Source organism: Bacillus sp. JZ109, assembly GCF_053903135.1.
Genome location: NZ_CP096388.1, coordinates 1358502 through 1381868 on the forward strand (window position 1 = coordinate 1358502; position 23367 = coordinate 1381868).

At 43.6% G+C, this 23367-nt stretch carries 22 protein-coding genes, 1 pseudogene and 1 other annotated feature; of the genes and pseudogenes, 19 read left to right on the plus strand and 4 right to left on the minus strand.

All coding sequences use genetic code 11. From position 1 onward, the window contains the following. The first annotated feature begins 6 nt into the window (after positions 1-6). The 3 genes from hemL (at position 7) to cotN (ending at position 4215) form a co-directional block, all read left to right on the plus strand. Positions 7-1299, plus strand: a complete 1293-nt coding sequence (gene hemL, locus M1D94_RS06895) for a glutamate-1-semialdehyde 2,1-aminomutase (protein WP_015384279.1) — start codon at positions 7-9, stop codon at positions 1297-1299. Positions 1300-1429: 130 nt separating this feature from the next. Next, entirely contained in the window at positions 1430-3157 is a 1728-nt protein-coding gene (gene spoVID, locus M1D94_RS06900; protein ID WP_032726324.1) for a spore coat morphogenetic protein SpoVID, read from the plus strand. A 32-nt stretch (positions 3158-3189) separates the two neighbouring features. Next, the gene (gene cotN, locus M1D94_RS06905) at positions 3190-4215 is read left to right on the plus strand and encodes a spore coat protein CotN (protein ID WP_021480244.1); all 1026 of its coding nucleotides are present in this window, start codon (positions 3190-3192) and stop codon (positions 4213-4215) included. An 18-nt stretch (positions 4216-4233) separates the two neighbouring features. On the opposite strand, the gene M1D94_RS06910 is transcribed toward cotN, so the two are convergent. Beyond that, positions 4234-4425 carry a hypothetical protein gene (locus M1D94_RS06910; protein ID WP_003222590.1) on the minus strand — a complete coding sequence of 64 codons (192 nt, stop codon included), beginning with the start codon at positions 4423-4425 and terminating at the stop codon, positions 4234-4236. Between the two features lie 165 nt (positions 4426-4590). Beyond that, positions 4591-4813: a binding site (T-box leader), on the plus strand. 59 nt (positions 4814-4872) lie between these two features. Between M1D94_RS06910 and valS the strand changes: the two genes are divergently transcribed. The 6 genes and pseudogenes from valS to radC form a co-directional block, all read left to right on the plus strand. Next, positions 4873-7515, plus strand: coding sequence for a valine--tRNA ligase (gene valS / locus M1D94_RS06915; RefSeq protein WP_128740606.1), 2643 nt, complete (start codon positions 4873-4875; stop codon positions 7513-7515). Positions 7516-7574: 59 nt separating this feature from the next. Beyond that, a complete protein-coding gene (locus M1D94_RS06920; RefSeq protein ID WP_003229640.1) occupies positions 7575-8867 on the plus strand; it encodes a bifunctional folylpolyglutamate synthase/dihydrofolate synthase in 1293 nt (430 codons plus the stop codon). A 140-nt stretch (positions 8868-9007) separates the two neighbouring features. Beyond that, positions 9008-9754 (plus strand): prepilin peptidase, encoded by a 747-nt coding sequence (locus M1D94_RS06925; RefSeq protein WP_163116893.1) that lies wholly within the window; start codon positions 9008-9010, stop codon positions 9752-9754. Positions 9755-9887: 133 nt separating this feature from the next. After that, on the plus strand, positions 9888-10886 hold the full coding sequence (gene spoIIB / locus M1D94_RS06930; RefSeq protein ID WP_133954274.1) for a stage II sporulation protein SpoIIB: 999 nt from the start codon (positions 9888-9890) through the stop codon (positions 10884-10886). A 152-nt stretch (positions 10887-11038) separates the two neighbouring features. Beyond that, on the plus strand, positions 11039-11608 hold the full coding sequence (locus M1D94_RS06935; RefSeq protein ID WP_004398496.1) for a Maf family nucleotide pyrophosphatase: 570 nt from the start codon (positions 11039-11041) through the stop codon (positions 11606-11608). A 36-nt stretch (positions 11609-11644) separates the two neighbouring features. Continuing rightward, positions 11645-12052 (plus strand): annotated as a pseudogene (gene radC, locus M1D94_RS06940) (RadC family protein); the annotation flags it as partial. Positions 12053-12064: 12 nt separating this feature from the next. Here radC and M1D94_RS06945 read toward each other — a convergent pair. From M1D94_RS06945 to M1D94_RS06955, 3 genes are read right to left on the minus strand one after another with little or no spacing between them, the layout of a single operon-like run. Next, entirely contained in the window at positions 12065-13483 is a 1419-nt protein-coding gene (locus M1D94_RS06945; protein ID WP_042975137.1) for a recombinase family protein, read from the minus strand. A 48-nt stretch (positions 13484-13531) separates the two neighbouring features. Next, on the minus strand, positions 13532-13978 hold the full coding sequence (locus M1D94_RS06950) for an ImmA/IrrE family metallo-endopeptidase (RefSeq protein ID WP_041345305.1): 447 nt from the start codon (positions 13976-13978) through the stop codon (positions 13532-13534). 13 nt (positions 13979-13991) lie between these two features. Next, positions 13992-14426: a helix-turn-helix domain-containing protein gene (locus M1D94_RS06955; RefSeq protein ID WP_041345303.1), complete on the minus strand. Its 435-nt coding sequence runs from the start codon at positions 14424-14426 to the stop codon at positions 13992-13994. 266 nt (positions 14427-14692) lie between these two features. On the opposite strand from M1D94_RS06955, the gene M1D94_RS06960 reads away from it, so the two are divergent. The 10 genes from M1D94_RS06960 to M1D94_RS07005 all read left to right on the plus strand — a co-directional run bounded on the left by M1D94_RS06960 (position 14693) and on the right by M1D94_RS07005 (position 23116). Further along, the gene (locus tag M1D94_RS06960; RefSeq protein ID WP_095374955.1) at positions 14693-14965 is read left to right on the plus strand and encodes a helix-turn-helix transcriptional regulator; all 273 of its coding nucleotides are present in this window, start codon (positions 14693-14695) and stop codon (positions 14963-14965) included. 68 nt (positions 14966-15033) lie between these two features. Then, positions 15034-15186: a hypothetical protein gene (locus M1D94_RS06965; RefSeq protein ID WP_179289453.1), complete on the plus strand. Its 153-nt coding sequence runs from the start codon at positions 15034-15036 to the stop codon at positions 15184-15186. A gap of 91 nt (positions 15187-15277) precedes the next feature. Beyond that, on the plus strand, positions 15278-15679 hold the full coding sequence (locus M1D94_RS06970; RefSeq protein ID WP_042975065.1) for a hypothetical protein: 402 nt from the start codon (positions 15278-15280) through the stop codon (positions 15677-15679). Positions 15680-15691: 12 nt separating this feature from the next. Beyond that, entirely contained in the window at positions 15692-16069 is a 378-nt protein-coding gene (locus M1D94_RS06975) for a hypothetical protein (protein ID WP_095374956.1), read from the plus strand. After that, on the plus strand, positions 16066-17244 hold the full coding sequence (locus M1D94_RS06980; RefSeq protein ID WP_456270463.1) for a DUF2800 domain-containing protein: 1179 nt from the start codon (positions 16066-16068) through the stop codon (positions 17242-17244). Before M1D94_RS06975 ends, M1D94_RS06980 begins: the two co-directional genes overlap by 4 nt. Positions 17245-17272: 28 nt before the next feature. Beyond that, positions 17273-17839 (plus strand): DUF2815 family protein, encoded by a 567-nt coding sequence (locus M1D94_RS06985; protein ID WP_042975072.1) that lies wholly within the window; start codon positions 17273-17275, stop codon positions 17837-17839. A gap of 56 nt (positions 17840-17895) precedes the next feature. Beyond that, on the plus strand, positions 17896-18438 hold the full coding sequence (locus tag M1D94_RS06990; protein ID WP_046160703.1) for a hypothetical protein: 543 nt from the start codon (positions 17896-17898) through the stop codon (positions 18436-18438). Beyond that, complete coding sequence (locus M1D94_RS06995; RefSeq protein ID WP_456270464.1) at positions 18435-20381, plus strand: DNA polymerase; 1947 nt, start codon at positions 18435-18437, stop codon at positions 20379-20381. The genes M1D94_RS06990 and M1D94_RS06995 overlap by 4 nt, the downstream gene beginning before the upstream one ends. A gap of 118 nt (positions 20382-20499) precedes the next feature. Further along, the gene (locus M1D94_RS07000) at positions 20500-20682 is read left to right on the plus strand and encodes a hypothetical protein (RefSeq protein WP_042975077.1); all 183 of its coding nucleotides are present in this window, start codon (positions 20500-20502) and stop codon (positions 20680-20682) included. A 19-nt stretch (positions 20683-20701) separates the two neighbouring features. Beyond that, positions 20702-23116: a virulence-associated E family protein gene (locus tag M1D94_RS07005; RefSeq protein WP_042975078.1), complete on the plus strand. Its 2415-nt coding sequence runs from the start codon at positions 20702-20704 to the stop codon at positions 23114-23116. The last annotated feature ends 251 nt before the right edge of the window (positions 23117-23367 follow it).

Below are 23367 nucleotides of genomic sequence, written 5' to 3' on the forward strand. Positions count from 1 at the left end.
AGGCAGATGAGAAGCTATGAAAAATCAAAAACGGCTTTTAAAGAAGCGCAAAAACTCATGCCGGGCGGTGTGAACAGTCCCGTTCGCGCATTTAAATCGGTAGACATGGACCCGATTTTTATGGAGCGCGGAAAAGGCTCGAAAATCTTTGATATTGACGGGAATGAATATATTGACTACGTCTTGTCATGGGGGCCTTTAATTTTAGGGCATACAAATGACCGCGTCGTAGAAAGCCTCAAAAAAGTGGCTGAATATGGGACAAGCTTCGGTGCTCCGACTGAAGTAGAAAATGAACTGGCTAAGCTCGTCATTGATCGTGTGCCATCTGTAGAAATTGTACGAATGGTAAGCTCCGGAACAGAGGCTACAATGAGTGCCCTCCGTTTGGCAAGGGGCTATACGGGCCGCAACAAGATTTTAAAATTTGAGGGCTGCTACCACGGACACGGCGATTCTCTCTTGATTAAAGCTGGTTCAGGTGTTGCCACTCTCGGACTGCCTGACAGCCCGGGGGTGCCTGAAGGCATTGCGAAAAACACCATCACCGTTCCGTACAATGATTTAGAAAGTGTAAAGCTTGCTTTCCAGCAATTCGGTGAAGACATTGCGGGAGTCATTGTAGAGCCAGTTGCCGGAAATATGGGTGTTGTTCCGCCGCAAGAAGGTTTCCTGCAGGGTCTGCGTGATATCACTGAGCAGTACGGCTCCCTGCTGATTTTTGATGAAGTGATGACTGGCTTCCGGGTCGATTATAACTGCGCTCAAGGCTACTTCGGCGTAACGCCTGATCTGACTTGTTTAGGAAAAGTAATCGGGGGCGGACTTCCTGTCGGCGCTTATGGCGGAAAGGCAGAAATCATGGAGCAGATCGCTCCAAGCGGCCCGATCTATCAAGCTGGTACATTGTCAGGCAATCCGCTTGCGATGACGGCTGGCTTAGAGACATTGAAACAGCTGACACCTGATTCCTACAAGAATTTCATCAAAAAAGGCGACAGACTGGAAGAAGGAATTTCAAAAGCTGCCGAGGCTCATGGCATTCCGCATACCTTTAACCGTGCAGGTTCGATGATCGGTTTCTTCTTTACAAACGAACCAGTCATCAATTATGAAACAGCGAAATCATCTGATTTGAAGCTGTTCGCAAGCTATTATAAAGGGATGGCAAATGAAGGGGTATTCCTTCCGCCATCACAATTCGAAGGTCTTTTCCTCTCAACGGCCCATACTGATGAAGATATTGAAAACACAATCCAGGCAGCTGAGAAAGTATTTGCTGAGATCAGCCGCAGATAAGAGTGAAAACCGGTATCAAGGACTCCTTGTGCCGGTTTTTTCGTGCTCTCCCACTCATATTTTCTCCAGTTCATACATACACCTTTAGTGACATCTAATTTTAAGGATTAGATGAAAGGAGGATATGAACTTGCCGCAAAATCATCGATTGCAATTTTCTGTAGAAGAATCGATCTGTTTCCAAAAAGGACAGGAAGTTTCTGAACTGCTTTCTATTTCATTAGATCCTGATATTAGGGTTCAGGAAGTAAATGATTATGTATCAATCATAGGATCGCTTGAACTTACAGGTGAGTACAACATAGATCAAAACAAACATACCGAAGAGATTTATACAGATAAGCGGTTTGTTGAACAAGTCAGAAAGAGAGAGGATGGAAGTGCGGAACTGACTCACTGTTTTCCTGTGGATATTACCATTCCGAAAAATAAAGTGAGCCATTTACAGGATGTCTTTGTCTTTATTGACGCATTTGACTATCAATTGACGGATTCGCGCATTTTAACAATTCAAGCTGATTTAGCGATCGAAGGGCTTTTGGACGATACGCAAGACAAAGAGCCGGAGATACCTTTATATGAAGCTCCTGCGGCATTCAGGGAGGAAGAGCTTTCAGAGCCGCCGGCACATAGTATAGTAGAAGAACCGGGTGCATCATCGGCAGAGGAAGCAGTTCTTCAGCATGAACCGCCAGCCGAACCGCCAGAACTTTTTATCTCGAAAGCGGGCCTCCGTGAAGAACTGGAGACAGAAAAAGCAGAATCTGAGCCGCCTGAATCGGTTGCTTCAGAACCAGAGGCCAGAGAAGATGTGAAAGAGGAAGACGAGTCAGAAGAGCTTGCTGTGCCGGAAACGGAGGTTCGTGTTGAATCGGAAAAAGCAGAATCTGAGCCAGAACCTGATCATTCAGAAATAGAGATTCAAGAGATCGTTAAAGCAAAAAAAGAAACGGCTGAGCTGGCAGCTGCAATAGCGGATGTTCGTGAAGAAGCAGACTCTTCAGCGGAGACTGAGCTTCGTGAACACGCCGGAGCAGAAGAATCGCCTGCTTTGGAAGCTGAACTTCATTCAGAGACTGTGATTGCAGAGGAAAAAGAGGAAACAACAGTGTCTCCAAATCATGAATATGCGCTGCGCCAAGAGGCTCAAAATGAAGAAGCAGCTCAATCGGATCAGGCTGATCCTGCGCTTTGCCAAGAAGAGGCGGAAGCGGATGAAGCTTTGGAGAGTGTATCAGAGGCCGCTCTCTCCATAGAAGATAGCAGAGAAACAGCTTCAGCTGTATATGTGGAGAATGACAAAGCCGATTTACATTTCCATTTCAATCAAAAAACAAGCTCGGAGGAGGCATCTCAAGAAGAATTGCCTGAACCGGCATACCGTACCTTCCTGCCTGAACAAGAAGAGGAGGATTCTTTTTATTCAGCGCCTAAGCTGCTGGAGGAGGAAGAACAAGAGGAAGAGAGCTTCGAAATTGAAGTGAGAAAAACACCATCAGCTGAAGAGCCTAAGGAAGAAACACCTTTTCAATCCTTCCAGCTGCCTGAATCTTCTGAGACTGAAAGGAAGGAAACGGATGCTGTTCCTAGGGTTGCTCCTGCTGCTGAAACGAAGGAACCTCAAACAAAGGAAAGTGATAATTCTCTTTATTTAACAAAACTCTTTACAAAAGAAGCGGATGAGTTTTCGAGAATGAAAATTTGTATTGTGCAGCAGGAAGATACGATCGAGCGTTTATGCGAACGGTATGAAATTACATCCCAGCAGCTGATCAGGATGAATTCTTTAGCCTTGGATGATGAATTAAAAGCAGGACAGATTCTCTATATTCCTCAATATAAAAATAGCCATGCGTAAACCGTAAGTGATCGGAAAATGTGGTGAATGAAATGGAAGATACCCAATCGGTTCTTCAGGAATACGGACTGACTGCTCGATTTATTGAGCCTGTCAGTCCTCTTGTTTGGAAAGTGTATACAGACTACGGCATATTTGCCCTGAAAAAATTGAAAGAAGGTCGCGGCAAGCATTTTACAGATCATATGGTGGCGATTGAGGAAAAAGGCTTTCGTTCATTCGTTCCCGTTTACAGAACAAATAGCGGTGAGTTTTTCTCAGCAGGCATACAATACGGAGATACCTACTATTTAATGCCTTGGCTCCAATTTGACCAAGAGGAAGAACGGGATCAGAAACATGCTTATTTATTTAGAGAAACAGCCCGTCTTCACGAGAGAACCGCGCAGGAACTAAAGGTTAGACGTGATGAGATTGAACGTTATTACGGGCAAACGAAAAAAAAGTGGGAACAAGATAAAATTTTCTATGAGCAGTTTGTGGATAGAGCGGAGAAGGAGTGGTACCTTTCTCCTTTTGAACTCCAGGCCATAACCTATTTTTCAGAAACCATTTCCGCGGTGAATTTTGCGCTGGAACGGTTGGAGGACTGGTATGAGTCTGCAAAGGAAAAGGACGTTTCAAGGGTTGTAATGAACCACGGCAGCCTGTCTATACACCATTTTCTGTATAATGATGCCGGGACCGGATATTTTACAAACTTCGAAAGAGCATCTGTCGGTCCGCCGCAAAACGACCTGCTCGGCTTTTATACAAAAATGTTCAGAGGCTTTCCGAAAGCTTGTCCGGAATGCGTCGAATGGTTTTATGGATATACGAAATCATTCCCTCTGCGTGAAGCGGAAGTCAGCCTTTTTCTCAGCTATATGGCATATCCGGCAGCCATGTACAAGGTGCTGAACGGTTATCAAACTGGGAAAAGACAGCATGAAAAAGAGGAATGTACACAATTATTAAAGGCTTATTGGCAAATGAAAAATATAGAGCCGTTTGTGATGAAAATCCATCAGATTGAACAAGAGAAAAAATTTCAGGCTGAAAACGAGTCCACGTCTTAATGGCGCGGACTTGTTTGTTTATATCCATTCTAAATGAAGGGCGCAAGCTAAAAAGATTAGGATTGCGAGCAGCAAAACATCAAAGGTTGTCGGAAAGAAAATGGTTCTGATTCCTTGAAAAATCGTAATGGGAATAATCACTTGTGCGGATACAAGCCGAATTTGCCTTACCCATGGCGGCAGCGAATAAGAGCTGAAACGTTTCTTCACGGTGCATCCTCCTCTACGCATTTACAAGCATCATATGTAAACTTGGGCAATAGGTGCCTGCCCATCTGTATAGAAAGCGGTGTTTTTGGAAAAGATGATTGACGAATCAAAAACACTTTTACTATAATAAAGAACATAAATAATGTATACAATGAGCTGATAAATACACCTGCTTAGAACGGGAAGAGTACAAAAAAGGCGCATGCAGAGAGAGAAGCCGTTTGCTGAAAGGCTTCTTATGTTGTCTGATTGGAAGGTCGCCCGGGAGCATAATTTCTTGAAAGAAGAGTAGAGAAATTCGGGAAACACCCGTTATCCGTTATAAGTGCATGAACTGATAGAGTTCATGAAAAAAGGTGGTACCGCGAAAGAGCTTTTCGTCCTTTTACAGGGATGAAGAGCTCTTTTTTCGTTCTCAGCCATTTTTAAACATGCTGGAGGGTTATGATGGAAACGAATGAACAAACAATGCCGACGAAATATGATCCGGCAGCGGTTGAAAAAGACCGATATGATTTTTGGCTAAAAGGCAAATTTTTTGAAGCGGGTAGTGACCAGACAAAAGAGCCATACTCTGTTGTCATCCCGCCGCCAAACGTAACAGGAAGACTTCACCTTGGCCACGCATGGGACACAACGCTGCAAGACATTGTAACAAGAATGAAACGCATGCAGGGCTATGATGTGCTGTGGCTTCCAGGCATGGACCACGCCGGCATCGCGACACAGGCTAAAGTGGAGGCGAAACTTCGTGAAGAAGGCAAATCCCGCTACGATTTAGGCCGTGAAAAATTCCTCGAAGAAACGTGGAAGTGGAAGGAAGAATATGCTGACTTTATTCGCAGCCAGTGGGCGAAATTAGGTCTTGGCCTAGATTATTCCCGTGAACGTTTTACGCTGGATGAAGGCTTGAGCAAAGCGGTAAGAGAAGTATTCGTTAAGCTTTATGAAAAAGGCCTGATCTACAGAGGCGAATATATTATTAACTGGGACCCAGCGACAAAAACAGCCCTATCCGACATTGAGGTGATTTACAAGGATGTTCAAGGCGCGTTCTATCATATGAGCTATCCGCTTGCTGACGGTTCAGGCTCAATTGAAATTGCGACGACACGTCCTGAAACAATGCTCGGTGATACAGCTGTTGCCGTTCACCCTGAAGACGAGCGCTATAAACACCTTATCGGAAAAACGGTGATCCTGCCGATTGTAAATCGTGAAATTCCGATTGTCGGTGATGACTATGTTGATATGGAATTTGGTTCAGGTGCCGTGAAAATTACGCCTGCTCATGATCCGAACGACTTCGAGCTTGGCAACCGCCACAATTTAGAACGCATTCTTGTCATGAATGAAGATGGCACGATGAATGAAAATGCTCTGCAATATCAAGGTATGGATCGTTTTGAATGCCGCAAAAAGCTCGTGAAAGATTTACAGGAGGTGGGAGTTCTCTTCAAGATCGAGGATCATATGCACTCTGTCGGCCATAGTGAACGAAGCGGGGCTGTTGTGGAGCCTTATCTTTCTACACAATGGTTTGTGCGCATGCAGCCGCTTGCTGATGCAGCGATTGAGCTGCAAAAGAAAGAAGAAAAGGTCAACTTTGTGCCTGACCGTTTCGAAAAAACGTATTTACACTGGATGGAAAACATCCGCGACTGGTGTATCTCCCGTCAATTGTGGTGGGGTCATCGTATTCCTGCCTGGTATCATAAAGAAACGGGCGAGCTATATGTCGGGCTTGAAGCGCCGGAAGACAGCGAAAATTGGGAACAGGATACAGACGTACTGGATACATGGTTCAGTTCTGCGCTATGGCCTTTCTCCACAATGGGCTGGCCTGATGTAACGGCTGAAGACTTTAAACGCTACTATCCGACAGATGTTCTCGTGACAGGGTACGATATCATTTTCTTCTGGGTATCACGCATGATTTTCCAAGGCATTGAATTTACAGGCGAGCGCCCGTTCAAAGATGTTTTAATCCACGGCTTAATCCGTGACGAGCAAGGCCGGAAAATGAGTAAATCTCTTGGCAACGGTGTCGACCCGATGGATGTGATTGACAAGTACGGAGCCGATTCTCTGCGTTATTTCCTTGCGACTGGAAGCTCTCCTGGCCAGGATCTGCGCTTCAGCTATGAAAAAGTGGAATCGACCTGGAATTTTGCCAATAAAATTTGGAACGCCTCTCGTTTTGCATTAATGAATATGGATGGCATGACGTACGATGAACTTGATCTGTCAGGCGAAAAGTCAGTCGCTGACAAGTGGATTTTAACGCGATTAAATGAAACGATCGAGCACGTGACCCAGCTTGCTGATCGATATGAATTTGGTGAAGTAGGACGCCATTTATATAACTTTATTTGGGATGATTTCTGTGATTGGTATATTGAAATGGCGAAGCTTCCGCTTTATGGAGAAGACGAAGCGGCTAAGAAAACTACCCGTTCCATCCTTGCTTACGTACTTGATCAAACGATGCGTCTGCTCCATCCGTTTATGCCATTCTTAACGGAGGAAATTTGGCAGCACCTTCCTCACCAAGGGGAATCGATTACAGTAAGTCAATGGCCTGTAGTAGTGCCGGAGCATACCGATACTGAAGCGGCAGCTGACATGAAGCTTCTTGTTGAGCTGATCCGTTCTGTGCGCAATATCCGCAGTGAAGTCAATACGCCAATGAGCAAGCAGGTTGAACTGTACATTAAAACAAGCACAGACGAAATAGCAGCCCGCCTCGAAGCGAACCGTTCATATGTTGAACGCTTTACGAATCCGAGCGTGCTTAAAATCGGCACCGATATTGAGGCTGTTGATAAGGCGATGACGGCCGTTGTCTCAGGAGCAGAGGTTATTCTTCCGCTTGAAGGCTTAATCAATATTGATGAAGAAATTGCCCGTCTGCAAAAAGAATTTGATAAACTGACAAAAGAAGTTGAGCGTGTCCAAAAGAAACTTGGAAATGAAGGATTTATGAAAAAAGCGCCTGCACACGTAATTGATGAAGAACGTGAAAAAGAAAAAGATTATGTGGCGAAGCGTGACGCTGTTCAAAAACGAATGGCTGAGCTGAAGGGTTAATGAAAAGCCGGGGCGGTTTCTAGAGAAACCGCCTTGTCTTATAAAAGAGGGGATTATCATTGTTTACTGCATATCAAGATGCGCGCAGCTGGATTCACGGGAGGCTAAAATTCGGGGTGAAGCCCGGACTTGGTCGAATGAAACAGCTGATGGCGCGGTTAGGACATCCTGAAAAAAAAATCCGAGCGTTCCACGTCGCAGGAACAAACGGTAAAGGATCAACTGTCGCTTTTATCCGTTCTATGCTGCAGGAAGCCGGATATACGGTTGGAACATTTACATCGCCTTATATTATTACGTTTAATGAACGGATCAGCGTAAACGGGATACCGATTTCAGATGAGGAATGGACAGCACTCGTCAATCAAATGAAACCGCACGTTGAAGCCCTTGATCAAACGGAATACGGACAGCCGACAGAATTTGAAATTATGACAGCTTGTGCATTTTTATATTTTGCAGAGTTTCATAAGGTCGATTTTGTTATTTTTGAAACAGGTCTGGGCGGTAGATTCGATTCTACTAATGTGGTTGAACCGCTCTTAACTGTGATTACAAGCATCGGACACGATCATATGAACATTTTGGGAAACACCATTGAAGAAATTGCAGGAGAAAAGGCCGGCATTATTAAAGAAGGTATTCCAATCGTTACAGCAGTTACCCAGCCGGAAGCTTTACAGGTCATCCGCCATGAAGCCGAACGGCATGCTGCGCCGTTCCAGTCATTGCATGATGCATGTGTTATTTTCAATGAAGAGGCTCTGCCTGCAGGAGAACAGTTTTCATTCAAAACGGAAGAGAAATGCTATGAAGATATTCGGACATCTCTGATTGGCACCCATCAAAGACAAAATGCTGCTTTGTCCATTTTGGCTGCGGAGTGGCTCAATAAGGAGAATATCGCCCATATCAGTGACGAAGCGTTAAGGAGCGGGCTTGTGAAGGCTGCTTGGCCGGGACGGTTAGAGCTTGTTCAGGAACATCCTCCGGTATATTTAGACGGTGCGCATAACGAAGAAGGTGTTGAAAAGCTGGCGGAAACGATGAAGCAGCGTTTCGCCAATTCACGCATTTCTGTGGTGTTTAGCGCGTTAAAGGACAAACCGTATCAGAACATGATTAAAAGACTGGAAACCATTGCTCATGCGATTCATTTTGCTTCTTTTGATTTCCCGCGTGCTTCCCTTGCAAAAGATCTCTATGATGCAAGTGAAATCAGCAATAAAAGCTGGAGTGAAGATCCAGACGATGTGATCAAATTCATAGAAAGTAAAAAGGGCTCAAATGAAATTGTGCTGATTACCGGATCTCTTTACTTTATTTCTGACATTCGAAAAAGGTTGAAATAAAAGCATCCGGCTCCGGCAGAATCAAAAAAAAGATTCTGCCGTTTTTTTTATGTGTAAAATTGAATATTCCCAATTGGAGCTCAGGATGTCCATTTTGCTACAATCCATACCAGAACTCAATGAGTAAAGGTGTGTTGTCTATGCTATCCATTCTTATTATCTTTGGGCTGATCCTTGGTTCTTTTTACTATACGGCCGGGTGCCGTATCCCCTTACATCTATCTATTATTGCGCCCCGTTCATCATGCCCGTTTTGCCGGCGGACATTAACTCCTGCAGAATTAATTCCCATCCTGTCATTCCTATTTCAAAAAGGTAAATGTAAAAGCTGCGGGCATAGGATTTCTTTTATGTATCCCGCAGCAGAGCTTGTGACAGCGTGTTTATTTGCCGCCGCAGGAATACGCTTTGGCCCGTCGCTGGAACTGTTTCCCGCTGTGGTGTTTATCTCTCTTCTCATTATTGTTGCAGTGACAGATATTCATTTTATGCTGATTCCAAATCGAATATTGATTTTCTTTCTTCCCTTTTTGGCGGCCGCGAGATTGATTTCTCCGCTTGATTCCTGGTGTGCAGGCCTGCTAGGTGCGGCAGCTGGATTTCTATTTCTGGCTGTAATTGCCGCAATCACCCATGGGGGAGTAGGGGGAGGAGATATTAAATTATTTGCGGTGATTGGCTTTGTGCTTGGTGTGAAAATGCTGGCAGCTGCCTTTTTCTTTTCTGTTTTGATAGGTGCATTATATGGAGTGGCAGCTGTTCTGACTGGTAGACTCGCTAAAAGGCAGCCGCTTCCCTTCGCCCCCGCTATAGCCGCAGGGAGCATTTTGGCCTATTTATACGGTGACTCTATCATTTCTTTTTATATCAAAATGGCATTGGGCTGACTGCTGAAAAATTTGACGAACGTTTTTTGGACAAGGCGACAAAAGTCTTGTTCTTTTTTTCTTTGCCTGTGCTAAAGTGTGTAGCATGAAAAGCCGACAAGAACGGTCAAGCAAATGAAGGGAGGAAGCGGAAATGAAAAAAAGAAAGAATAAAAAAAACAGTAAAGCCGCAGAAAAAGCCCTCAAGGTGACGATTAATGGAAAAGAAGAGACGGTTTACGAACAAGAGACACCAGATACAGAGGCAGATAAAAGCATGACATTCTCAAATTGGGAGGAAAAAAGACAGGCAGAACAAGAGGTTGCGGCATCCCAGGAACATCCTGATGAAGATGAATTTAATTGGGATTCCGAGGAGGACAAGGTGTTTAAAGAGGACCCCAAAGTTGTTCCTCCTTATCAAAAGAAAAAAACAAAGTCTTATGCAAAAGGAAAGACCGGGACTGCCAAACCAGTAAAAAGAGTGGCTGCGACGATTGCCTTCGCGGCTGTCATTGGCACTGGATTAGGGCTATTCGCGTTAAGCATATCGGGGAATAAAGAAGCGTCAGCACCGGCCTCTTTAGAGGATTCTCTGGGCAGCCAAACGGCAAAAGCCGGAGATACTTCTGCTGATAAACAAACCTCAGGCGCAGAAAAACAAGCAGCACAAACTGAAGGTACATACAAAACATACGCTGTGCAAGCCGGAAAATTTTCAAATGAAAAGGGCGCCGAAACGTTAACAGAACAATTGACCGAAAAAGGATATTCCGCCGTGTCACTGTCAAAGGATGATGGGTATACGTATGTCATCGCGGGCTTAGCCACTGATAAGGATGTCTCACAGCAGTTAGGACAGGTTTTAATCGACAGTGATTTTGAAGCCTGGGGAGGCAAGGAGCTTTCCTTATCAATAGAGTCAGATATGACAGATTCTTTTAAGGAAACAGCGGAGCTTGCAGCAAAGGCGATTCTCGGCGAAGACATTACAAAAGCGAGTGTAGAGAAAATAGAAAAGTCGCTTGGTGAAACAAAAGCGTCAGAAACAGGAGAGAAAAAAGCGATTTTGCAGGCTTTAAAGGAATTAGAAGATCCAAGTGCTGAAGCCGGGTGGAAGGCTCAGCAGGAGCTGTTAGCCGTCGTAAAATAAGAGATAGTGCCCTGAGCCTTCGTCCTTTAGTGACAGGCTTTTTTTATTTTGTCATGAAAAAGTTATTTTTCTGAAATTGTGACAAGCCTCGTGATTTGGTAGGATAAACGAGTATCTTTTTTTCTTAAGCAAACCCTGAAAGGATGACGAACATGACAAAACCGCTAATACTTGCATCACAATCTCCGCGCAGGAAAGAACTCCTCGATCTTCTCCAGCTGCCCTACTCCATTATTGTCAGTGAAGTAGAAGAAAAATTAAATCGAAACTTTTCACCAGAAGAAAACGTCCAATGGTTGGCAAAACAAAAAGCTAAGGCTGTAGCTGATCTCCACCCGCATGCAATCGTTATCGGTGCTGATACAATGGTATGCCTTGACGGCGAATGCCTTGGCAAACCGCAGGATCAAGAAGAAGCTGCTTCTATGCTGAGGAGGCTTTCAGGCCGAAGTCACTCAGTAATAACCGCGGTCAGCATTCAAGCTGAAAATCACAGCGAGACTTTTTATGATAAGACAGAAGTTGCGTTTTGGTCCCTCAGTGAAGAAGAGATTTGGACGTATATTGAAACAAAAGAGCCGATGGATAAAGCAGGTGCATACGGCATCCAAGGAAGAGGCGCGCTTTTTGTAAAGAAAATAGACGGAGATTATTATTCAGTCATGGGTCTTCCTATATCAAAAACAATGAGAGCTCTTCGCCATTTTGATATAAGGGCATGACGGTTCTATAAACGGGAAGGGAAAGAAAAGGAGTGCTTGGTCATACAAGATCTGCCATTAAAACTCAAAGATTTCCCAATGAAAGAAAAGCCAAGAGAACGGCTCCTGAAAGTCGGAGCCGAGAACTTAGCGAATCATGAACTTTTGGCTATATTATTGCGGACAGGGACTAAACACGAATCTGTTTTGGACCTGTCAAACCGGCTGCTGCGCTCATTTGACGGGCTGCGTCTGCTCAAGGAAGCATCGGTTGAAGAGCTGTCAAGCATCCCGGGAATCGGTATGGTAAAAGCGATTCAAATACTGGCTGCAGTTGAGCTTGGAAGCCGGATTCATAAATTAGCCAACGAAGAACATTTCGTTATTCGCTCACCGGAAGACGGCGCTAATCTTGTCATGGAGGATATGCGCTTTTTAACCCAGGAGCATTTTGTCTGCTCATACTTTACATAAACACTAATAAAATTGAATGTCTAAAACCTTGATTTTACCGTCTTTCTTCTCGAATTCAATTTGTTTTATCATTTCTTGGACAAATTGTCTTTTCTCTTCACTAGTAAGGACAGACCAGTTTTCTTTAAACATCCTTACTAGCTCTTTAGCTCGTTCAATATCAATAGGCTTTTTAGGGGGATGGGAAATCTGCTCTTTTTCGAGTTCAGCAGTTGCTTTTTGTAAAGCTTCTTTAGTTTCTGACATCAACTGTTCGAACTCTTGGTCTGTCATTAAATCCATAGACCAAGCTTTTTGATATTTTTTTCTTTGTTTTTCAATACTGATTATTCTTTGATGAAGCTTTTCATAGTCCTGTTGTTTCTCTTCCGGTATTTTCGGTACACGCTTAAGTTTTAAATTTTGCATATACTCAATTAAAGCTTTTTCAAATTTTTTTTCACTGCCCCCAATAGTGGGGCGTTTATTCAAAAGACAAGCTTGGCACCTATAATGATTACTTTCAACGTGTTTATTGTCTCTTTTCCTGAAATACTTAGAGCGCTCACTTGTAAGCCGATTTCCGCAATTTGGGCAGATTATTTTTGTTTGGAATATGAAAATTGAGTAGGTTTCTCTTTTCTTAAAATTTTGCCGGTCGTGTAATATTTTTTGTAGCTGATCAAATTCCTCTTTAGAGATATAGCCCTCAAAAGCATCTTCAATTATTTCATCACCCCACCGAAAAGCGCCGTACAGTACCGGATTTTTCAACATTACGAGTATAGAGGCTATATGCCATTTATATCCCCTTCTAGGCATAGCATCAGATTCGTCGAGATAGTCTGCCAATTCTCTAAGTGAATAACCTTTTTTGATCTTATCAATCATATCTAAGAGTATTTCACCCTCTTGAGGATTCTTGACCAGGTACTCACCTTCTTTTGTGAAACCAAAAGGGGCAGGAGCACTATATTGTCCCTGTCGAGCCTTTTCGACTTGGCCCATTTTTACCCGTTCCCCTAAATTCTCTCTTTCCCATTGAGCCATGGCAGCAACTAACGTGATAAAAAGACGGCCAGTTGCTGACCCCGTATCATAGACCTCAGTGGCGGACCTGAAAACGGCATTGTACTTGTCAAAGTAGTCTAAAAGAGAGTAGAGGTCACGAACAGACCGAGTCAGCCTGTCGAGCCTATAGACTAGAACTGTGTTAATTATGCCTTGTTCTATATGTCTGAGCATTAATTCCAGTGACGGTCTATGTATATCTTTAGCTGATTTTCCTTCGTCTATATAAAATTTATAGTTTGCCCATCCCTGGGAAACGCAATAGGCTTTTAGTTTTTCCTTTTGGGCAGCTATTGAATAGCCTTCCTTTGCTTGCTCTTCTGTCGAAACCCTAACGTATATCCCGACACTCTTTTGGTTGCTTTCCTCCATTAGATTCAAGTGAAGCTCCTTTCTAGAAACATATGTTCTGTTTTGAGGTTAAAAATTTTTAAACTCGGATAAATCCTTTAAATGCGCTAGCTCTGCAGGCACCCCATTCATCACAGCGACATCTTTTAGGGTAAAATTCGTATTTTTGTACTGGCTTATAACCCAATCTGGTAGAAGAAGTTCAACGGCAAAAGTGTTTGCCTCAACTTCCACCTTATCAACTGAGAAAAGAGTATGCTCTTTCATGAATGGGGTATTAGCGCGAGGGTGTAATTGTGCGTGCCCAAGTTCATGACCGCAGACAAATGTTTTTTTACCCTGGCTTAAGTTTGAATTAATAACGATGTATTTGTTTCTTTTGTCGTATTTATAAAACCCCATTATTTCATGGTGTAAATCCCATTGAATGACATTAATATTTAGATATGATGCAAGTTCATAAGGATTACTGGTTTTATACTTTTTAATTAGTTTTTGCACAGCTGCTTTTATCAAAGTATAAGGCCCCCTATTCTTGATCGTCTTTTCTGTATTTCTTTGGTGTGTATTTCTTATTGATTCTTTGTGTTTGACGAACGATGTGCTCCATTGCTTCCATGAGAGACTCAACGGCTTCGGGACTCATAGGCTCACCAGAGAAGCTTAGTCCGTCCGAGTTCTCTAAGTCCCTTCTTATTTCCTCCATACGCTTTGCAATGTCTTTTTCTTCTTTAGCGTTATATTCTGCAGGCTCTTCTTTTATAAGGTTTTCTTCACCAACAATTGCAGAGACTTGCACACCAAGTGCCCCTGCTACAGATTCCAAAGTGGAAAGGCTTGGGTTGTATCTATCTCTTTCAATATCTGCAAGGTATGAACGAGAAAGATTTGCCTTGTCAGCCAGTTGTACTTGAGTTAACTTCCGTTCCTTCCTAATAGCTTTAATTCTCTGCCCTACAGTCATGATTTTATCTCCTTTACAACACAGTAAGGCCTAAAAAGCTCCCATTGTGTCGCGTGTCGTTTAGTATGACACAATTATAGTACCCAAATGTCGGAAATACAATACTAAAAATGACGGAAATACAAGTATTTTTTAGCAAAATGACGGAAATACAAGCTAAATACTCTCTAAATCTTTAAAATGCTTGAATTTCGTCATATTTCGACTTTTACAAAATGTCGTGAATACCGTACAATTTAGCCATACCTTAACGGGAGGTGATAAACATGCTGGATGGGAAAAAGCTTGGAGCTTTAATCAAGCATAAAAGGAAAGAAAGGCACTTGAAGCAGACAGAAATGGCGAAGGCACTGGGCCTGTCTAGGACTTACCTTTCTGACATCGAAAACGGAAGATATCTACCGAGCACAAAGACACTTTCCAGAATAGCGATTTTTATAAATCTGGATTTAAATGTGTTAAAAATGACGGAAATACAAGTAGTTAAGGAGGGTGGATATGAAAGAGCTTCCGGCACATGTAGAAGACAAGCTTTATGAGTTTTTTATGAAGCTATCAGTTCCAAGGTTGCTTGAAAAAGAAGCCTTGGAGAAAGGAGGGGGTTCAAATGCAAAGGGAAAAGGCAATTGAACTTGCAGCCTTCTTCGCTGAATTTGAGCAGAAGATGCGAAAAATGAATAAACCCAAAATTGCGGATTTTTCTCACAACCAAATGCTTAAATACTGCAGGGCTTATCTTGTAGCAAGACCTACAGTGTAAAAAGCCGCCTTTGCCGAGGCGACCCATTGTAAAACAAATAACGCCGCAATTATAACACGCGGACCAAAAATATGAAACCGGAGGTTTTACCATGTCAGCCATTAGCTCAGTTTCTCAAGCGAACGCGTTTTTCCAAGACCTTAACCAGGCAAAGAAAGACCGTTCGGCACTAGCTTCAAGTATTAACGCTCGGACAGCTCGTTTGGTCGCTTTCTTAAGACAGAACGGTCCTGTACTTGTGTACCGTGATGACAAGGCGACGATAATCGAAGCCGTCAAAAAAGTCTCTACTAAATTCGATAAGGCAAAGCTTGGAAATATCGTAGGCCTGCCAGCGTCAAAGTTAAATCCTATCACGATTGCTGAACTCGTTGAAAAGGGCAAAGTCACTGCGGCCCAGGTTGAAGACTGCCAATACGAGGAAGAGGATTACAAGCTAAAAATTCGCAAAGCAAAAAAGAAAGAAATTGCGGCTTTCCGCAATCAAAAATAGGAGGTTTTATTTATGAATATCACTTTAAAAATTGAAGCACCGGAGCTTGCTAAATCGCTCCAAGCATTAGCAGACGCACTTTCTGCCAGCCCTTTAACCGTCAATAAGGCTACTGAGGCTAAGGTTGAAAAGGAAAAACCTGCAGAGAAAAAGCCGGTTGAAGTTAAAAAGGAGCCTGCAAAGCCTGAAACCGAAGCACCTCAGAAAGCAGCCCAGGGGGATGCGCAAGAAATTGATATTAAAGTTGTTCGCCAAAAGTTGGCTGAAAAATCCCAGGAAGGCAAACAAGCCGAGATAAAGCAGCTATTCGCGAAATACGGCGCTAAAAAGCTGACCGAGGTTCCAAAAGAGCATTATGCGGAATTACTTGAACTGGCGGAACAGCTATGACGCAGGGGCATGCTGATAGAGCCCACGCAAAGTTATCTGCATCGGGCTCAAAACGCTGGCTAACCTGTACGCCAAGCGCTCGTTTAGAAGATCAGTTCGAAGAAACGACAAGCGAGTTTGCAGAAGAAGGGACCCTGGCACACGAAGTGTCAGAGGTGTTGCTTCAATATCACACTGGGCAAATTTCTAAAGCTACCCGGACGAGACGACTAAACAAGCTAAAAAAGCATGAGTTATATTCTGATTCAATGCTGGAATATGTCACGACCTATTCAGATTTAGTGATTGAAAAATTTAATGCTCTTGAGGCTGACAAAGGCGACGCGACTATCTTACTTGAACAGCGCTTAGATTTCAGCGAGTGGGTTCCCGAAGGCTTTGGGACCGGTGACGCTTTGATCATAGCTGATGAAGTTATGGAAGTGATAGACCTGAAATATGGGAAAGGCGTACCCGTGGAAGCAGAACAGAACACTCAAATGATGCTCTATGCATTAGGGGCACTAAATCAATTTGGCACTCTATATGACATCGAATTTGTTCGCATGACGATTGTACAGCCGCGACTAGATAGCGTATCTACATATGAGCTATCAGTATCTGAGCTTATGGCATGGGCCAATGAATTTGTTAAACCCCGGGCGCAAATGGCCTGGAAGGGTGAGGGTGACTTTGAAGCCGGTGAACACTGCAGATTCTGCAGGGCAAAAGCGACCTGTGCAGCAAGGGCTAAGAAAAATCTAGAGTTAGCGCGGTTTGATTTTCAAAAGCCTGAGCTTCTATCAAAGGAGGACCTAGGGGCAATCCTCTACGAAGCAGAAGAGCTCAAAAGGTGGGTTAAGGATGTACAAGATTATTCCCTAGCACAAGCCGAACATCATGGGGAGAAGATACCTGGCTGGAAACTTGTTGAGGGAAGAAGCAACCGCAAATATGCGGACAAAGATGCAGTGAAAAATACTCTCTTGGCCGAAGGCTACGAACCGGAACAAGTGCTTACAAAACCGGAGGTTCTGGGAGTATCAGCTTTAGAAAAAAGTATTGGCAAAAAAGCATTTAATGAATTACTGCAAGACCTGGTTATAAAACCGGCAGGGAAGCCAACTCTTGTCCCTGATTCGGACAAACGGCCTGAACTAAATTCAACTGAATCAGCAATAGCTGATTTCAAATAAAAACTCAAATCAAAAGGAGACATGCAAAATGGCAGTTAACAAAAACACAAACACAAAGGTAGTAACAGGAAAGGTGCGCTTTTCATATCTTCATGCTTTTCAACCTCATGCAATTGAGGACGGCCAAGAGCCAAAATACAGCACTGCAATTCTTATTCCGAAAACTGATAAAGACACATTAAGAAAAATCAAAGCCGCAATTGAAGCAGCTAAACAAGCTGGTGCTAGCAAATGGGGCGGTAAAATCCCAGCAAACCTCAAAACACCTTTGCGCGATGGGGATGAAGAAAGACCAGACCAGGAGGAATATGCAGGCTGCTATTTCTTGAATGCTTCAAGCAAGACTAAACCAGGCATTGTGGATAAACACCTAAATGACATTATTGATTCAGAAGAACTTTACAGTGGTTGCTACGGCCGCGTTTCAATTAACTTCTACGCGTTCAACACAGCCGGAAACAAAGGGATTGCTTGCGGTTTAAATAACATCCAAAAACTTGAGGACGGGGATTACCTAGGCGGTCGCTCACGAGCTCAAGATGACTTTGATGCAGTTGATGACTTCGAAGATGATGACGAAAGCTTTTTAGATTAAAAGAACTATGAGGGGAGACGAGAGTTTCCCCTTTTTAATAGATTGGGAGTGAAAACATGTTTAATCCATCAGACTGGTATATCACACCTCAAGAATATGAACGGGCAGCTAAAAACGGTATTGACAAAATACGCCTTGAAAGAAGAATACGTTTCTCAGGATGGGATAAAGAAAGGGCTATAACAACACCAGTAAAAAAACGCAAGCCAAAGTCAAAATGGGCTGATGTTGCAGTATCAAACGGAATTCACCGAAACTTATTTTTTGCCCGTGTGAATAGGCTGGGCTGGGATGAAGAAAAGGCCGCGACAACCCCGGCATCTGACGTGAGGGAGAACATGAAAAAAGTACAAAAGCATTCGTCTCGTAATAAACACTATCGCCATTCCCCTGAGTTGATAGCTCTTGCTGAGTCGAATGGCATTAAATACCTGACCTATATTAACCGGGTCAATAACTGCGGAATGGACCCTTATGAAGCTGCAGTTACACCCCTTAGAACTCGTAAAGAGGTTGCCGAACTCGGCCGTAAAGCTTTCCAAGAAAAATACGGGGATGTAAACGGGCTATTTTTTCAAAAAAGGCGGGCTTCTAATTGAAAACTTTATCAATTGATATAGAAACATTCTCAAGCGTTGATCTTTTAAAAGCAGGCGTTTATGCGTACACAGAAGCTCCTGACTTTGAAATTTTGTTGTTTGCTTATGCTTTCGATAATGACCCTGTAAAAATAATTGATCTGGCCCAGGGAGATACGCTACCGCATGAGGTGCTTGTGGCGCTGACAAGTTCGAAGGTAATCAAGACAGCATATAACGCTAACTTTGAAAGAACGTGTATTGCAAAGCATTTTAATTTAATGCAGATTCCGGCGCAGTGGAGGTGTACAGCTGTCCACGCTACGACTTTAGGGCTTCCTGGGAATCTAGACGGGGTGGCAAAGGCGCTAAAACTATCGGAACAGAAGGACAAGGAAGGGAAAGCCCTCATTCGTTACTTTTCAGTTCCATGTAAACCAACCAAGGCGAATGGGCAAAGGGTTAGGAATCTACCCGAACACGACCTGGAGAAATGGGAGAAATTTAAAGACTATTGTGTCCAGGATGTTGAAGTGGAACGTGCAATCAAAAACCGTATTTCCAAGTTTGAACCTTTGGAGTCTGAACATAAATTATGGGCGTTAGATCAAGAAATAAATGATAGAGGCGTTCGGATAGACGTGGACCTGGTCAAGCATGCAATAGCCTGCGATGAACAATATCAGGCCGGTTTAATGGCAGAGGCTAAGAAGTTGACCGGTCTGCCCAACCCAAACAGTACAGCGCAATTAAAAAAGTGGCTTGAAGAGAAGGGACTTACTGTTTCCAGTCTAGCTAAAGACAAAATCGAGGAACTTATTGAAAACACAAACGATGAAACTGTTCACAGGGTTTTGAGATTAAGGCAAGAAATGGCGAAAACCTCAGTTAAAAAGTATCTGGCAATGGAGAAAGCTCTTTGCCCTGATAATCGTGTTCGCGGCTTACTTCAATTTTACGGGGCCAGCCGTACTGGCAGATGGGCCGGACGTTTGGTTCAAGTTCAGAATTTGCCACAAAACAAGATAGAGGACCTGGACACAGCCAGGAACTTATTGAAGGCCGGGCACTATGAAGCGATCGAATTGCTTTATGGTCAAGTTCCTTTTGTACTATCTCAGCTTGTTAGAACAGCTTTTATCCCGTCAGAAGGTAATGAGTTTTATGTCTCTGACTTCTCGGCCATCGAGGCCCGTGTAATTGCTTGGCTTGCAGGAGAAGAATGGCGTTTGGAAGTGTTCAACACTCACGGGAAGATTTACGAGGCTTCGGCAGCACAAATGTTCAAAGTTCCGGTTGAGTCAATCACTAAAGGCAGCCCATTAAGACAAAAAGGTAAAGTGGCCGAATTAGCTTTAGGCTACCAGGGCGGAAAAGGTGCGCTTATTCAGATGGGTGCCCTAAACATGGGCTTAGCAGAGGATGAACTTCCTGAGCTTGTAAAAGCTTGGCGGACAGCAAACAAAAAGATAGTTAAGTTCTGGTATGACGTAGAAGCCGCGGCAATTAAAGCAGTTAAAGAGAGAAAGCCAGTTAAGCTTCAGCACGGCCTAACTTTCTTATATGAAGCCGGCATTTTGTTTGTACAGCTACCGTCAGGCAGACGCCTGGCATATGCGAAGCCAAAACTTGAACTGGATGAGCGCTTCGGTAAAGAAGCACTTACGTATGAGGGGAAACTTGAGTCTGGTAAGTGGGGGCGGTTGAACACATACGGCGGCAAGCTTGTCGAGAATATCGTTCAGGCAACTGCACGGGATTGTCTGGCTATTACCCTTATGCGTTTAGACAATGCTGGCTATAAAACTGTCATGCACGTTCATGATGAAGCTGTCCTGGATGTTCCCCGTGGGAAAAATGAATTAGGGAAAGTAGAGGCCATTATGGGAGAGCCTATTTCTTGGGCTAAGGGTCTACCCTTGACCGCGGACGGCTTTGTCACAGATTACTATAAAAAAGATTAATAGCAGGGGCTGAGATTATGAATTTTATAAGAAGTCTAATAGCCTTATTCGGGCTTTTATTCTCAGTGAGGAAGAAGGAATCAGAATACTTCGATTGGATAGAAAGGGATGGTAAGTGATGGCTATTATTAAAAATTATTCACTTGGCGATTTTGGCTGCATCGGGACCGAAACCGAGTTTATTTTGATCATCAAAAATAAAATTTATGGGCCCTGGGGTAATGAGCGCTTTGAATCAGTTTTAAATACTCTAGAAGGCGTACTTGAACAGCCTCGAAAATTAGTACCTTTAGCAGAATGAAAAGGGGGAGTGTCCGGTGATGGAAACAGCTTTAAAAAATCGAGTGCAGCATGACGGGTCTATCACCATAGCAATTGGGCGCAACCGTTGGGATAAGGCTTGGAAAAATAAAGACATGCTATGGTCCGATCTGCTGAGAAAATTATCAACACCAAATTACACGAATGAAACCTATGCCGAATATAAAAAGATGTCCAAGTCACAGCAGGACCAAATAAAAGATGTTGGCGGGTTTGTTGGGGGCTCTTTAAAAGGTGGTCGCCGGAAAACAGATACAGTAGCCTGGCGTCAAATTGTCACCCTAGACGCCGATTTCATAAAAGGCGATCTCTGGGCGTCAGTAGAAATGATGTACGACTTTGCATGTGCAGCCTATTCAACACATAAGCACAGCAAAGAAACGCCTCGCTTGAGGCTAGTGATTCCGTTAAGACGGGCCGTTACACCTGATGAATACCAGGCAGTATCCCGCAAACTAGCAGCTGATATCGGTATTGATTTTTTCGATGACACGACTTATCAGCCTCACCGTTTGATGTACTGGCCGTCAACGTCTAAAGACGGCGAATACGTTTTTAAATTACAAGATGAAGCCTGGCTTGACCCCGATGAAGTTCTAGCCAGCTATGAAGACTGGACCGACCCATCATATTGGCCGGAATCATCCAGGATTCAAAAAAGCCGGCAAAAGCTTGCGGATAAGCAAGGTGACCCTCATGAGAAAAATGGAATGGTCGGAGCCTTCTGCCGAACATATTCGATTCCGGAAGCAATTGAAACGTTTTTATCTGATGTTTATGAAGAAGCTGGGCCAGGGCGTTTCACTTATAAAGAAGGGTCCACTAATGGCGGTTTAATTCTCTACGACGACGAAAAATTTGCATATTCCCATCACGGGACGGATCCGGTCGGAGGTCTTTTAGTCAATGCTTTCGATTTAGTTAGAATCCATAAGTTTGGTATGCGTGATGAAGAAGCTGACCCAAATACGCCGGTTGTTCGTCTGCCATCATTCACGGCTATGTCGGATTTTGCTTTAAATGATAAAAATGTAAAACGCACAATCGGGCAAGAAAAGCTGGCCCAGGCGAGTGAAGAGTTTGGGGTTGTTGAAGATTCGGACATGGATTGGTTGGAGCATCTGGACGTAAAGAAAAATGGTGATGTTCTTTCGACGGCCAAAAACATTATCTTGATTCTGCAGAATGACCCCCGGCTTGCTGGGAAAATCGCATGGAATGACTTTTCACATAGGGCTGCCGTTTTGGGTGATCTGCCTTGGCGTAAATTATCGGAGGGAGATTACTGGACGGACAGGGACGATGCCTCTTTAAGAAACTACTTAGAGACAATCTATAAAATTTCCGGACAAGGCAAGGTTCATGATGCCTTAATGGAGGTTCAAGGGAAAAATAAATTTCATCCGGTGCAAGATTATTTAAACAGCTTAGAATGGGACGGGCTGCCCCGTCTTGACACGCTTTTTATTGAATACCTGGGCGCTGAGGATACGGAGTATGTCCGGGCCGTTACTCGAAAGATTTTCACTGCGGCCGTTGGACGTGTTCTTAAGCCAGGCGTGAAATTTGATAACGTTCTGGTCATGGTAGGGCCCCAGGGTGTGGGGAAAAGCTTCATCATTAAAAAGCTTGGAATGGGTTGGCATTCTGACTCAATTACAACAGTTCAAGGGAAAGAAGCCTATGAACAATTGCAAGGTGCCTGGCTGATAGAGCTTGCCGAATTGTCTGCGACCCGAAAAGCAGAAGCTGAGGCAGTAAAGCACTTTATTTCCAAACAGGAGGACAGCTATAGGGTTGCATACGGCCGACAAATATCTGTTTTCCCGAGACAGTGCGTTTTCTTTGGTTCTACTAACGATGTGACTTTCTTGAAAGACCGTACAGGGAACCGACGCTTTTGGCCCGTTGTTGTGGCAGCACAGGAAAGAACAAAAAGCATTTGGAAAGACCTTAACCAATATGAGATTGACCAGATATGGGCTGAGGCCGTTGATTGTTGGCACGAAAAAGAGCCCCTTTATCTCACAGGCGAGTTAGAAGAGGCCGCCAAAGAAGCCCAAGAGCTTCACACCGAAGACAGTGCAAAAGCTGGCCTGATTGAGGAATATTTAAACACTCTTCTTCCCGAAGATTGGGACAAAAAAGACATTAGCGAAAGAAGGAATTTTCTACAAGGTTACGACTTCGATGGAGAGACGAAAGGGACCGTTAAGCGTGAAAGAGTTTGTGCCATGGAGGTGTGGGTTGAACTATTTGGGGGCGACCCTAAGCAAATGACCCCTATTCAGGCTCGTGAGATAAACGATATTTTGCGAAGGCTTCCTGGCTGGGCGCCATACACTGAGAGCCGGGGCAGGATGAAATTTGGGCGTTTATATGGCGTACAAAGAGCTTTTGTAAGAGTGAATTAACGGTATCCATACTAATTTAGGTAAATCTAAATCCGGTATCCATGGTATCCATACTAGTATCCATAATTTAAGAGTATGGATACCGTAATAAATCCAGCAGTATCAAGGGTCCAGCCTATATTGGTATCCATGGTATCCATATTATCTATATAAATATAAAAATAAAAGAATATAGCGTACACACGTAAGAAAATCTCTATAATCTCTTTATTTCATGAACATAGATAGGCTATGGCAATTATGGCAACTAT

Coding starts and splice junctions, on each gene's coding strand:
- hemL (WP_015384279.1), top strand. CDS start 7: ATGAGAAGCTATGAAAAATCAAAAACGGCTTTTAAAGAAGCGCAAAAA.
- cotN (WP_021480244.1), top strand. CDS start 3,190: ATGGAAGATACCCAATCGGTTCTTCAGGAATACGGACTGACTGCTCGA.
- valS (WP_128740606.1), top strand. CDS start 4,873: ATGGAAACGAATGAACAAACAATGCCGACGAAATATGATCCGGCAGCG.
- M1D94_RS06925 (WP_163116893.1), top strand. CDS start 9,008: ATGCTATCCATTCTTATTATCTTTGGGCTGATCCTTGGTTCTTTTTAC.
- spoIIB (WP_133954274.1), top strand. CDS start 9,888: ATGAAAAAAAGAAAGAATAAAAAAAACAGTAAAGCCGCAGAAAAAGCC.
- M1D94_RS06935 (WP_004398496.1), top strand. CDS start 11,039: ATGACAAAACCGCTAATACTTGCATCACAATCTCCGCGCAGGAAAGAA.
- M1D94_RS06945 (WP_042975137.1), bottom strand. CDS start 13,483: ATGGAGGAAAGCAACCAAAAGAGTGTCGGGATATACGTTAGGGTTTCG.
- M1D94_RS06955 (WP_041345303.1), bottom strand. CDS start 14,426: ATGACTGTAGGGCAGAGAATTAAAGCTATTAGGAAGGAACGGAAGTTA.
- M1D94_RS06960 (WP_095374955.1), top strand. CDS start 14,693: ATGCTGGATGGGAAAAAGCTTGGAGCTTTAATCAAGCATAAAAGGAAA.
- M1D94_RS06965 (WP_179289453.1), top strand. CDS start 15,034: ATGCAAAGGGAAAAGGCAATTGAACTTGCAGCCTTCTTCGCTGAATTT.
- M1D94_RS06970 (WP_042975065.1), top strand. CDS start 15,278: ATGTCAGCCATTAGCTCAGTTTCTCAAGCGAACGCGTTTTTCCAAGAC.
- M1D94_RS06975 (WP_095374956.1), top strand. CDS start 15,692: ATGAATATCACTTTAAAAATTGAAGCACCGGAGCTTGCTAAATCGCTC.
- M1D94_RS06980 (WP_456270463.1), top strand. CDS start 16,066: ATGACGCAGGGGCATGCTGATAGAGCCCACGCAAAGTTATCTGCATCG.
- M1D94_RS06985 (WP_042975072.1), top strand. CDS start 17,273: ATGGCAGTTAACAAAAACACAAACACAAAGGTAGTAACAGGAAAGGTG.
- M1D94_RS06990 (WP_046160703.1), top strand. CDS start 17,896: ATGTTTAATCCATCAGACTGGTATATCACACCTCAAGAATATGAACGG.
- M1D94_RS07000 (WP_042975077.1), top strand. CDS start 20,500: ATGGCTATTATTAAAAATTATTCACTTGGCGATTTTGGCTGCATCGGG.
- M1D94_RS07005 (WP_042975078.1), top strand. CDS start 20,702: ATGGAAACAGCTTTAAAAAATCGAGTGCAGCATGACGGGTCTATCACC.